The organism is Streptomyces sp. A3M-1-3, from assembly GCF_024213665.1.
Classification (GTDB): domain Bacteria; phylum Actinomycetota; class Actinomycetes; order Streptomycetales; family Streptomycetaceae; genus Streptomyces.
In genome coordinates this window covers 137779-150000 of sequence record NZ_JANAVP010000008.1, presented here as the reverse complement: position 1 = coordinate 150000, position 12222 = coordinate 137779, and the positions used below count along the sequence as shown (strand labels likewise).

At 71.3% G+C, this 12222-nt stretch carries 8 protein-coding genes and 1 pseudogene; 4 read left to right on the top strand and 5 right to left on the bottom strand.

Features of this window, described 5'->3' with window-relative positions; all coding sequences use genetic code 11:
- Positions 1-36: 36 nt before the first annotated feature.
- Positions 37-2550 (bottom strand): DEAD/DEAH box helicase, encoded by a 2514-nt coding sequence (locus NLX86_RS11760; RefSeq protein WP_254371582.1) that lies wholly within the window; start codon positions 2548-2550, stop codon positions 37-39.
- 130 nt (positions 2551-2680) lie between these two features.
- On the opposite strand from NLX86_RS11760, the gene NLX86_RS11755 reads away from it, so the two are divergent.
- Entirely contained in the window at positions 2681-3472 is a 792-nt protein-coding gene (locus NLX86_RS11755; RefSeq protein ID WP_254371581.1) for a metal-dependent hydrolase, read from the top strand.
- 189 nt (positions 3473-3661) lie between these two features.
- On the opposite strand, the gene NLX86_RS11750 is transcribed toward NLX86_RS11755, so the two are convergent.
- Together NLX86_RS11750 and NLX86_RS11745 are read right to left on the bottom strand one after the other, a co-directional pair.
- Entirely contained in the window at positions 3662-5452 is a 1791-nt protein-coding gene (locus NLX86_RS11750) for an ABC transporter ATP-binding protein (RefSeq protein ID WP_254371580.1), read from the bottom strand.
- Complete coding sequence (locus tag NLX86_RS11745) at positions 5449-7260, bottom strand: ABC transporter ATP-binding protein (RefSeq protein WP_254371579.1); 1812 nt, start codon at positions 7258-7260, stop codon at positions 5449-5451. The genes NLX86_RS11750 and NLX86_RS11745 overlap by 4 nt, the downstream gene beginning before the upstream one ends.
- A gap of 144 nt (positions 7261-7404) precedes the next feature.
- On the opposite strand from NLX86_RS11745, the gene NLX86_RS11740 reads away from it, so the two are divergent.
- Positions 7405-9006 (top strand): peptide-N4-asparagine amidase, encoded by a 1602-nt coding sequence (locus tag NLX86_RS11740; protein ID WP_254371578.1) that lies wholly within the window; start codon positions 7405-7407, stop codon positions 9004-9006.
- A gap of 27 nt (positions 9007-9033) precedes the next feature.
- Here NLX86_RS11740 and NLX86_RS11735 read toward each other — a convergent pair whose 3' ends face one another.
- Both NLX86_RS11735 and NLX86_RS11730 read right to left on the bottom strand, forming a co-directional pair.
- Positions 9034-9330: a hypothetical protein gene (locus NLX86_RS11735; RefSeq protein ID WP_254371577.1), complete on the bottom strand. Its 297-nt coding sequence runs from the start codon at positions 9328-9330 to the stop codon at positions 9034-9036.
- A gap of 178 nt (positions 9331-9508) precedes the next feature.
- The gene (locus tag NLX86_RS11730) at positions 9509-9952 is read right to left on the bottom strand and encodes a MarR family winged helix-turn-helix transcriptional regulator (protein ID WP_254371576.1); all 444 of its coding nucleotides are present in this window, start codon (positions 9950-9952) and stop codon (positions 9509-9511) included.
- 110 nt (positions 9953-10062) lie between these two features.
- Between NLX86_RS11730 and NLX86_RS11725 the strand changes: the two genes are divergently transcribed.
- Both NLX86_RS11725 and NLX86_RS11720 read left to right on the top strand, forming a co-directional pair.
- Positions 10063-11907, top strand: a complete 1845-nt coding sequence (locus NLX86_RS11725; RefSeq protein WP_254371575.1) for an ABC transporter ATP-binding protein — start codon at positions 10063-10065, stop codon at positions 11905-11907.
- 122 nt (positions 11908-12029) lie between these two features.
- Positions 12030-12182, top strand: a pseudogene (locus NLX86_RS11720) (aminodeoxychorismate lyase); the annotation flags it as partial.
- Positions 12183-12222 lie beyond the last annotated feature (40 nt).

The window sequence follows — 12222 nt, the reverse complement described above, 5'->3', positions numbered from 1 at the left end:
CAGGAGTTCTCCACTCTCACAGAGCCGGCTGAACCATCAGAGCTGGCCGACGGCGGTGACCCGGACGACGGCCCGGCCCTCCTCGTCCGACGCCGCGAGATCGACCTCGGCACTGATGCCCCAGTCATGGTCGCCGTTCGGGTCGGCGAACGTCTGCCGGACCCGCCACAGGCCGTGCGCCGGATCCTCCTCGATCATCAGCAGCTTCGGCCCGCGGGCGTCGGGTCCGGTGCCGAGGTCGTCGTACTCGTCCCAGTACGCGTCCATCGCCTCGCCCCAGGCGTCCTCGTCCCAGCCCGACTCTCGGTCCATGTCACCGAGTTCGGCCACGTTGTCCAGCGCCGCCAGCTCCACCCGGCGGAACATGGCGTTGCGCACCAGGACCCGGAAGGCGCGGGCGTTGGCCGTGACCGGCTTGACCTGGTCGGCCTTCTCCTGGGCCTCTTCGGCCGTCTCGACCTCCGGATTGGCGAGCTGCTCCCACTCGTCCAGGAGGCTGGAGTCGACCTGGCGGACCATCTCGCCGAGCCACGCGATGAGGTCCTCGAAGTCCTCCGACTTCAGGTCGTCCGGGACGGTGTGCTCCAGCGCCTTGTACGCGCCCGCCAGATAGCGCAGCACAATGCCCTCGGTGCGGGCGAGTTCGTAGTACGAGGTGAACTCGGTGAAGGTCATGGCCCGCTCGTACATGTCGCGGATCACGGACTTCGGCGAGAGCGGGTGGTCGCCGACCCACGGGTGGCTCTTGCGGTACACGTTGTAGGCGTGGGAGAGCAGCTCCTCCAGCGGCTTGGGGTACGAGACGTCCTGGAGCCGCTCCATCCGCTCCTCGTACTCGATGCCGTCGGCCTTCATGGCGCCGACCGCCTCGCCGCGCGCCTTGTTCTGCTGGGCGGCCAGGATCTGCCGCGGGTCGTCGAGCGTGGACTCCACGACGGAGACCATGTCCAGGGCGTACGACGGCGATTCCGGGTCCAGCAGGTCGAAGGCGGCGAGCGCGAAGGTGGACAGCGGCTGGTTGAGCGCGAAGTCCTGTTGGAGGTCCACCGTCAGCCGGATGGTCCGGCCCTCGGCGTCGGGGGTGTCGAGCTGTTCGACCACCCCGCCGTCCAGCAGCGAGCGGTAGATGGCGATCGCCCGGCGGATGTGGCGGAGCTGGTTGCGGCGCGGCTCGTGGTTGTCCTCCAGCAGCCGCCGCATCGCCTCGAAGGCGTTGCCGGGCCGGGCGATCACGGACAGCAGCATGGTGTGGGTGACCCGGAAGCGCGAGGTCAGCGGCTCCGGGTCGGAGGCGATCAGCTTCTCGAAGGTCGAATCGCTCCAGGCGACAAACCCCTCGGGCGCCTTCTTGCGGACCACCTTGCGACGCTTCTTCGGGTCGTCGCCCGCCTTGGAGAGCGCCTTCTCGTTCTCGATGACGTGCTCGGGAGCCTGCGCGACGACAAAGCCGGCCGTGTCGAAGCCGGCCCGCCCGGCGCGGCCCGCGATCTGGTGGAACTCCCGGGCGCGCAATGTCCGTACCCGGTTGCCGTCGTACTTGGTCAGGGCCGTGAACAGCACGGTGCGGATGGGTACGTTGACGCCGACGCCCAGGGTGTCCGTACCGCAGATGACCTTCAGCAGACCGGCCTGCGCGAGCTTCTCGACCAGGCGGCGGTACTTCGGCAGCATGCCGGCGTGGTGGACGCCGATGCCGTGGCGTACGAAACGCGAGAGGTTCTGGCCGAACTTGGTGGTGAAGCGGAAGTTGCCGATGAGGTCGGCGATCTTGTCCTTCTCCTCGCGCGAGCACATGTTGATGCTCATCAGCGACTGCGCCCGCTCGACGGCCGCCGCCTGCGTGAAGTGCACGATGTAGACGGGTGCCTGCTTGGTCTCGAGGAGCTCGGTGAGCGTCTCGGTGATCGGCGTGAGCCGGTACTCGTACGAAAGCGGAACCGGCCGGGTCGCCGAGCGCACCACCGAGGTGGGGCGCCCGGTGCGGCGCGTCAGGTCCTCCTCGAACCGCGAAACGTCGCCGAGGGTGGCCGACATCAGGATGAACTGCGCCTGCGGGAGCTCCAGCAGCGGGATCTGCCAGGCCCAGCCGCGGTCCGGCTCGGCGTAGAAGTGGAACTCGTCCATCACCACCTGGCCGACGTCGGCGGCCCTGCCGTCCCGCAGCGCGATGGAGGCGAGCACCTCGGCCGTACAGCAGATCACCGGGGCGTCGGCGTTGACGGACGCGTCGCCGGTCAGCATGCCGACGTTCTCGGTGCCGAAGAGCTTGCACAGGTCGAAGAACTTCTCCGAGACGAGTGCCTTGATCGGAGCGGTGTAGAAGGTGACCTTGTCCTGGGCCAGCGCCGTGAAGTGCGCCCCCGCCGCGACCAGGCTCTTTCCCGAGCCGGTGGGGGTGGAGAGGATCACGTTCGCCCCGGAGACCGCCTCGATCAGCGCCTCCTCCTGAGCCGGGTAGAGGGTGATGCCCTGGCCTTCGGCCCAGGTCGAGAAGGCTTCGAAGAGGGCATCGGGGTCGGCATCCGGCGGCAGCTGATCAATGAGGGTCACACCCCCCATCTTGCCTGGCTTCCCCCCGGATGAGGGAACCGGTCGGCGGTAGGAAGATCACGGCCGATACGCTGTCCCGTCAACTGGGCTTCAGCACAACAGCATCGCGAGCAACGGGGCGGGAACGATCATGATGGGACCGGCACACTCTCTGTCAGGGGCAGCGGCCTGGCTGGGGGTGGGGGCCGCGGCCGCGGCCGCCGGCCATCCGATGCCGTGGCCCGTGCTCGTCGTCGGAGCGCTGATCTGCGCGGGCGCCGCGCTCGCCCCCGACCTCGACCACAAGTCGGCGACCATCTCGCGCGCCTTCGGGCCGGTCTCGCGCGGGCTGTGCGAGATCGTCGACAAGCTCTCCTACGCCGTCTACAAGGCGACCCGCAAGCCGGGCGACCCCCGTCGGACCGGCGGACACCGGACGCTCACCCACACCTGGCTGTGGGCGGTGACGATCGGCGCCGGAGCCTCGGCGATCGCCGTAACCGGAGGCCGCTGGGCCGTGCTCGCCCTCCTCTTCGTCCACCTGGTGCTCGCGGTCGAGGGACTGCTGTGGCGCGCCGCCCGGATGTCGAGCGATGTCCTGGTGTGGCTGCTCGGCGCGACCAGCGCGTGGATCCTCGCGGGTGTGCTCGACAAGCCGGGCAGCGGCGCCGACTGGCTCTTCACCGCCCCCGGCCAGGAGTACCTCTGGCTGGGCCTGCCGATCGTGCTGGGCGCGCTGGTGCACGACATCGGCGACGCGCTGACCGTCTCGGGCTGCCCGATCCTGTGGCCGATCCCGATGGGCCGCAAGCGCTGGTACCCGGTGGGCCCCCCGAAGCCGCTGCGCTTCCGCGCGGGCAGCTGGGTGGAGCTGAAGGTCCTGATGCCGGTGTTCATGCTCCTGGGCGGGGTGGGCGGCGCGGCTGCCCTGAACGTGATCTGAGGGCCTGTCCGGCCGTCCCCTACCCGCCTCGGCGCCGGCAACCCGAACCCGGGGGCGCAGCCTCCCGGGCCCGGGAGGCTGCGCGACGCGGCAGGAACGTGGCGGCCCGAAGCGGCCGCCTCCGCCGGGCCCGGGGCAGAGCCCCGGTTTCGGCAAGGGGCGGGGTGGGGGAAACCACCCCGCCCGCGCTCACCCGTGCCAGGACCGCCACAGGGCCGCGTACGCTCCGTCCGCCGTCACCAGGGCTTCGTGGCTGCCCAGCTCGCTGATCCGGCCGTCCTCCACGACCGCGATCACATCCGCGTCGTGCGCCGTGTGCAGCCGGTGTGCGATCGCCACGACCGTGCGGCCGTCCAGCACGCGCGCCAGCGAGCGCTCCAGGTGCCGGGCCGCGCGCGGGTCCAGCAGCGAGGTCGCCTCGTCCAGGACCAGCGTGTGCGGGTCGGCAAGCACCAGCCGGGCCAGCGCGATCTGCTGGGCCTGGGCGGGGGTGAGCAGCGCGCCGCCCGAGCCGACCTCGGTGTCGAGGCCGTTGTCCAGCGCCCGCGCCCACCCGTCCGCGTCGACCGCCCCGAGCGCCGACCACAGCTCCGCGTCATCCGCTTCGGTACGGGCGAGCCGCAGGTTGTCCCGGAGGGAGCCGACGAACACGTGGTGCTCCTGGTTGACCAGGGCCACATGCTCACGCACCCGCTCCGCCGGCATCCGCGACAGTTCCGCACCGCCGAGGGTGATCTCGCCGGTCCGCGGCGCGTAGATGCCCGCGAGCAGCCGGCCGAGCGTGGACTTGCCGGCGCCCGACGGCCCGACCAGGGCCAGACGCGTCCCCGGGCGGACGTCGAGCGTCACCCGGTGGAGCACGTCGACGCCCTCCCGGTACCCGAAGTGCACCGCGTCCGCCCGCACGTCCCGCCCGTCCGGCGCGACCTCCGCGTCGCCCGCGTCCGGCTCGATCTCCCGTACGCCGACCAGCCGGGCGATCGACACCTGGGCGACCTGGAGCTCGTCGTACCAGCGCAGGATCAGGTTGACCGGGTCGACCAGCATCTGCGCCAGTAGAGCGCCCGTTGTCAGCTGCCCGACGCTGATCCAGCCCTCCAGGACGAAGTAGCCGCCGATCAGCAGCACCGAGCACAGGATCGTCACATGGGTGACGTTGATGACGGGGAACAGCACCGACCGCAGATAGAGCGTGTAGCGCTCCCACGCCGTCCACTCCCTGATCCGCTGCTCGGACAGTGCCACCCGCCGGCCGCCCAGGCGGTGCGCCTCCACGGTCCGCCCGGCGTCCACCGTCTCGGTGAGCATCGCCGCGACCGCCGCGTACCCGGCGGCCTCCGAGCGGTACGCCGAGGGAGCGCGCCGGAAGTACCAGCGGCAGCCGAGGACGAGTACCGGCAGCGCGACCAGCACCGCCAGGGCCAGAGGCGGTGCGGTCACGGTGAGCGCGCCGATGAGCAGCGCCGCCCAGACCACACCGATCGCCAGCTGCGGAACGGCCTCCCGCATCGCGTTGGCCAGCCGGTCGATGTCGGTGGTGATACGGGAGAGCAGGTCACCCGTGCCGGCGCGCTCCAGCACCCCCGGCGGCAGCCCGACCGACCGTACGAGGAAGTCCTCGCGCAGATCGGCCAGCATCTCCTCGCCGAGCATCGCGCCACGCAGCCGCACCAGCCGCACGAACACGGTCTGCACGACCAGCGCGAGCGCGAACAGTGCGGCGGTGCGCTCCAGATGGAGCTCGCGAGCCCCCTCGACACCGTCGGCCAGCGCCTCGACCAGCCCGCCCAGCAGATAGGGGCCGACCATCGAGGCGATCACCGCGACCGCGTTGACGGACACGAGCAGGACGAACGCCGCACGGTGCCGCCGGAGCAGCTCGGCCACGTACGCACGCACCGTCGCCGGCGTGCCGACGGGCAGGGTCGTCGCCGACTCCGGGGCGTCCGGGTCGTAGGCCGGTGGCGCCACGCCGATCATGCCGACTCCTCGATCTCTTCCAGTAGCTCCAGCTCGGACACCTTGCCCAGCTGCTCTTCCTCGGTCTCCCGGGTGACGACCGCCCGGTAGCGGGGCTCGCTGTGCAGCAGCTCGCGATGCACACCCACCGCCGCCACCTCGCCGTCGTGCACGAAGACAACCCGGTCCGCACGGTCCAGCAGCAGCGGCGAGGAGGCGAACACCACCGTGGTGCGCCCAGCCCGCAGCTCGCTCACGCCCGCCGCGATCCGGGCCTCCGTATGCGAGTCCACGGCGGACGTGGGCTCGTCCAGCACCAGTACCTCGGGGTCGCTGACCAGCGAACGGGCCAGTGCGAGGCGCTGGCGCTGGCCGCCGGACAACGAGCGGCCGCGCTCGGTGATCCGGGTCCTCATCGGATCCCCCTCCGCGTCCACCGAAGCCTGGGCGAGTGCGTCGAGCACGTCGCCGCACTGCGCGGCGGCCAGCGCGTCCACCGCACTCACCTCGCCCGAGGCCGGTACGTCCAGCAGCTCCCGCAGGGTCCCCGACAGCAGCACCGGATCCTTGTCCTGTACGAGCACGCAGGCGCGCGCGGCATCGAGGGCAAGGTCGTCCAGCGCCACCCCGCCGAGCAGTACGGAGGGGCTCTTCTCCTCCTCGGCGGCGTGTCCGCCCAGGCGCTCGGCGAGGCGCCCGGCTGCGTCCGGGTCGCCGCACACGACGGCGGTGAGCCGTCCCGCGGGGGCGAGCAGCCCGGTGGCGGGGTCGTAGAGGTCACCTTCCGGAGGGACCCCGTCCGCACCGAGGCCGCCACGCTCGTCGTCGTACGAGGTCCGCTCCAGCGACAGCACACGGGCGGCGCGCTTCGCGGAGGGGCGCGAGAAGGAGTACGCCATGGCGATCTCCTCGAAGTGCCGCAGCGGGTACATCAGCAGCGTCACCGCGCTGAAGGCGGTGACCAGTTCGCCGACCGTGACCCGGCCCTCCAGGGCCAGGACCGCCCCGTACCAGACCACGGAGATCAGCAGCAGGCCCGGTAGCAGCACCTGGATCGCGGAGATCAGCGACCACATGCGGGCGCTGCGGACGGCCGCCCTGCGTACCTCCTGCGACGCCTGCCGGTAGCGGCCGAGGAACAACTCCTCGCCGCCGATGCCGCGCAGCACCCGCAGCCCCGCGACGGTGTCGGAGGCCAGCTCGGTGGCTTTGCCTGCCTTCTCGCGCTGGATGTCGGCGCGCCGGGTCGCGCGGGGGAGCAGCGGCAGTACGGCCATGGCCAGCACGGGTACGCCGACGGCGACCACGACGCCGAGCGCCGGCTGGTACACCACCAGGCCGATGCAGACCAGGACCACCGTGATCGCGGCGGCGGCGAACCGTGAGACCGCCTCCACGAACCAGCCGATCTTCTCGACATCGCCGGTGGAGACCGCGACGACCTCGCCCGCGGCGACCCGCCGGGTCAGCGCCGAGCCGAGCTCGGCCGCCTTGCGGGCCAGCAACTGCTGGACGCGCGCCGCGGCCGTGATCCAGTTGGTGACGGCGGTCCGGTGCAGCATCGTGTCGCCCACCGTGATCGCCACGCCGAACAGCATGATCAGCCCGCCTGCGAGTGCGAGGCGCCCGCCCGAACGGTCCACGACCGCCTGCACGGCGATGCCGACGCCCAGCGGCAGCCCGGCGACACCGCAGAAGTGCAGCAGTCCCCAGGCCAGAGACCTCAGCTGGCCGCCGAGCTGGTTGCGCCCGAGCCACAGCAGGAACCGGGGGCCGGACCGAGCGTCGGGGACCCCCGGATCGGGATACGGAAGATCGCGAATCTGCATGACGCCCCATGACTCGGTGGGTGGATCAAACCGTGCAAGGTTCGCCTTCCGGACCGGTCCGGGGCAATCGATTTTCCGCTGGAGGGGCCACTTCGAGCCAAGCCCTCTGGCGCGGGGGCGGACCTCGCGCTTCACTCCTGGCCCATGAGACGACACATCATGTCCATGCTCACCGGGCTGGTGCTGACGGCGGCAACCGTACTGGGAGCCTCGCCGGCCGCCGCGGCCGGCGAACCCCCCACCGAGTTCGGCCGGGACTGGCACGACCCGGTCAGCGCCGCCCCGCCCGTGCCGGTCCCGGACACCCGGTCCTGCCATGTCACCGTCGCCGAGGCGCAGTTCCGTGACTTCACACCGTACCGGGGGAGTTACACGCCCCCGCGTGAATGCGGCAGCCGCTGGAGCAAGGCGGTGCTCCGTCTGGACGGAAAGGTCGCGGGACGGCAGTACGACCGTCTCGGCCATCTGAGCATCGGCGGGGTCGAAGTCCTGCGTACCTCCACCCCGCAGCCCTCACCCGAGGGCATCACCTGGTCCGTGGAGAAGGACGTCACGCGCTACAGCGACACGCTGCGCCGCACCCAGCCCGTCGAGATGCTCATCGGCAACGTCGTCAACGAGACGTACACCGGCATCATCGATGTGAAGGCGACCCTGACCTTCTACGCCGCCGACGGCCGCACCAGGCCCGCCGAGACCCCCGACCAGGTGCTCACCCTCGACGGCACGCAACTCACCACTCCGCGCAACAGCGAGCGCATCCTCGCCGAGGTCTACGCCACCGGCTCCGGCGGCGGCTGCGAGGAGTACTGGTACCTGACCGTGCCGGCCGCCGCTCCGTACTCCTGCAAGGCGGACGACGGCCCCTACCGCGAGGTGCAGATCCGGGTGGACGGCCGGCTCGCCGGCATCGCCGCGCCGTTCCCGACCGTCTGGACCGGCGGCTGGTCCAACCCCTTCCTCTGGTACGTGATCCCGGCGCCCCGAGCCCTGGACGTCAAGCCCGTCCAGTACGACCTCACGCCCTTCGCGGGCCTGCTGAACGACGGCCGCCCACACCGCGTGGAGGTGTCCGTCGCCGGCGTCCCCGCGGGGCAGAGCGGCTGGAGCACCCCCGTCAACGTCCTGGTCTGGCAGGACGAGAACAGCGACCGCGTGACCGGCGCGCTCACCCGCCACGACGCGAGCGCCCCTGCCAACTCCTCGGCGTACACGTCCGGTTCCCCGCACCGGCTCGACACGAAGGCCGGCCACCGGCTGACCGTCGCCGGCTACCTCGACACCTCGCACGGCCGTGTCACCACCACCGTCACCCGTACGCTCGCCCACACCTCCGCCCACCGCTGGGCCGACGGTGAGTACCCCGACGCCCTGCGGGGCCGATGGACCGACGACGAGAGCGTCACCAGCGACGGACGCGGGCCGGCCACCGTCACCCGCGTCCACCGCACCTACACCATGGACGGCGAGACGACCCTCGGCGCGGGCGACCGGCTGAGGACGGTCCTCGCGCTCGGAGACCGAGCCGACACCGCTGTCGTACGCGGCGGAAAGCGCGTCGCCTGGTCGCACTTCGACGACGGCTACGAGGGGGACGCGACCTACACCGCCAACGTCCCACGCTATCAGCGGCACGCGATCGGCACGTCAGCCGAGCGCTACCGGCTGTACGGCACGCACGGCTGCTACGACCGCAGCCTCAGAACCGTCCAGGGCACCCTGACCCAGGACCGCCGGAACTGCTGACCGGCATCGGTTGCCCCGCCGGGTGGACTACCGCACCGGGAGGGTGAGTTCGCGGCCGAGGTAGAACCCTTCCCGTTCCTCGGCGATGTACGGGGCCATGGCCGCGCGCCGCCGCGTCTCCGCCTCGGAGGTGCGCCAGGCATCGCACGCTTCCCGCGATTCCCAGAACGAAACCCCGATGACCTCCTGGCCGTCCTGTGACCAGTACGCGAAGGCGCGACTCATGCCCTGTGGCGGGGAGTCGGGCCGCCAGGCCCGCTCGAACTCCCCCAACACGCCCGGCGCGATGCGGCGCGTCGTCATCCAGACGAATTGCTCCTCCATCACGGCCTCCTTAAGGCCGACAGCTCTGCTCGCTGGTGTTCTCGGACCACCGTAGGCTCATGGACCCGGGTCCGCCTGTCCAAAGCGGTCCAAGGCGGTCCAAGGCGGTCCAAGGAGGCGGGCGGCAGGGCGGCCGGGTCCGGCCCAGCCCGCCGATCCCCGGTCCGGCGCCTGCCGCTCAGCAGCGCCGGTCCGGCCCGTCGACCAGGGTGGACAGCAGCCCGCCGAGCACGTCGCGCTGAGCGGCGGTCAGGGGGGCGAGTATGTCCTCCGCCGCTGCCCGGCGCGCGCTGCGCAGCCGGCCGAGGGTGGCGAGGCCGGTCTCGGTGAGCTCGATCCTGATCACTCTGCGGTTGGTCGGGTCGGGGACCCGGCGCACGCAGTCGCTCGCCTCCAGCGCGTCGACCAGACTGGTCACGGCGCGCGGGACGACCTCCAGGCGCTCCGCCAGATCGGCCATTCGCGGCGGCCGCTCGTAGTGGGCGACCGTGCGCAGCAGCCGGGACTGGGCCGGCGTGATGCCGATCGGCTCCAGCTGGCGCTTCTGGATGCGGTGCAGACGGCGGGTCAGCCGGAGCAGCTGCTCGGCCAGCATGCCGTCGGTGTCGGAGGCGGTGCTCATAGCGGGAACACTATCAGGACCCCGTTCATTGTGAGTATAGGTAACAGTGAGCTAAGCTCCAGAAAATCCGACCGGTGAAAGCCGGTCGTCTCACCCCGATGAAGGAGCCCATGCACCCCGAAGAATCCAGCTGGACACCCCCTGTCCGCCGTCTCGATCCGGCGCAGCCCGAGCCCCCGGCCCAGCTGCGGCGCATCCTCAGGCTGTTCCGCCCCTACCGCGCCCGCCTGGCAGTCGTAGGGCTCCTCGTCGGCGCCTCCTCGCTGGTGGCGGTCGCCTCGCCCTTCCTGCTCCGCGAGATCCTGGACACCGCGATCCCCCAGGGCCGCACCGGGCTGCTCAGCCTGCTCGCCCTCGGCATGATCCTGACCGCCGTGGTGACCAGCGTTTTCGGCGTCCTGCAGACCTTCATCTCCACGACGGTCGGCCAGCGCGTCATGCACGACCTGCGCACCGCCGTCTACGCCCAACTGCAGCGCATGCCGCTCGCGTTCTTCACCAGGACCCGCACCGGCGAGGTCCAGTCCCGCATCGCCAACGACATCGGCGGCATGCAGGCCACCGTCACCTCCACCGCGACCTCTCTCGTCTCCAACCTGACCGCCGTCGTCGCCACCGTCGTCGCGATGCTCGCCCTCGACTGGCGCCTCACCGTCGTCTCGCTCCTCCTCCTGCCGGTGTTCGTCTGGATCAGCCGCCGGGTCGGCCGGGAACGCAAGAAGATCACCACGCAGCGGCAGAAGCAGATGGCCGCGATGGCCGCCACGGTCACCGAGTCGCTCTCCGTCAGCGGCATCCTGCTCGGCCGCACCATGGGCCGCGCCGACTCGCTCACCAAGGGCTTCGCCGAGGAGTCCGAGCGCCTAGTCGACCTCGAAGTCCGCTCCAGCATGGCCGGACGGTGGCGGATGTCGACCATCGGGATCGTCATGGCCGCCATGCCCGCCGTCATCTACTGGGCCGCCGGCCTCGCCCTCCAGTCGGGCGGCCCCGCCGTCTCCATCGGCACGCTCGTCGCCTTCGTCTCGCTCCAGCAGGGCCTCTTCCGGCCCGCGGTCAGCCTGCTCTCCACCGGGGTGCAGATCCAGACCTCGCTCGCCCTCTTCCAGCGGATCTTCGAGTACCTCGACCTCCCGGTGGACATCACCGAGCGCCCGAACCCGGTCCGGATCGAGCAGGCCAAGGGCGAAGTGCGCTTCGAGGACGTCGACTTCGGCTACGACCCGAAGCACGGGACGACCCTGTACGGAATCGACCTCACGGTCCCGGCCGGCGGCAGCCTGGCCGTCGTCGGAGCGACCGGCTCCGGCAAGAGCACGCTGAGCTACCTGGTGCCCCGGCTGTACGACGTGACCGGCGGCCGCGTCACCCTCGACGGTGTCGACGTGCGCGACCTGGACTTCGACACTCTCGCCCGCTCCGTCGGCGTGGTCTCGCAGGAGACCTACCTCTTCCACGCCTCGGTCGCCGACAACCTGCGTTTCGCCAAGCCGGACGCCACGGACGAGGAGATCGAGGAGGCCGCCCGCGCCGCCCAGATCCACGACCACATCGCATCCCTGCCCGACGGGTACGACACCCTCGTCGGCGAGCGGGGCTACCGCTTCTCCGGCGGCGAGAAGCAGCGCCTCGCCATCGCCCGCACCATCCTGCGCGACCCGCCCGTCCTCATCCTCGACGAGGCGACCAGCGCCCTGGACACCCGTACCGAACACGCCGTACAGCAGGCCATCGACGCGCTCTCCGCGGGCCGCACCACCCTCACCATCGCGCACCGCCTCTCCACCGTCCGGGACGCCGACCAGATCGTCGTCCTCGACGCCGGCCGCATCGCCGAACGCGGCACCCACGACGAACTGCTGGAACGGGACGGCCGGTACGCCGCGCTGGTCCGCAGGGACGCCGAACTGACTCCGGCCGCGTCTCTGCCGGAACTGCCCTATTCGTCGCGTTAGCGTGACCGCATGGTCAATGGACTCCGTACGGCCCGCCCCGCCGCAGGGCCCGGAGCCTGCTCATCCCCGAGGGATGACGGGCCGCTCAGGTGTACGCGGCCGTCGACCAGGCGCTCGGTGCCTCGCCCGGTACGGCAAAGGCGGCAGCCGCCGGGGACTGGCTGTACTTCGTGCCCGTGAAGCCGGGGGATACCCGTTTCACCGCGAACTACGAGGAGCACCGGCGCAACGTCGAGGAGTTCAACGCGAACCGCGCGGCGGCCCGAGCGGCCGCCCCTGCATCCGCCCTGCATCCGCCCTGCATCCGCTCCGGCT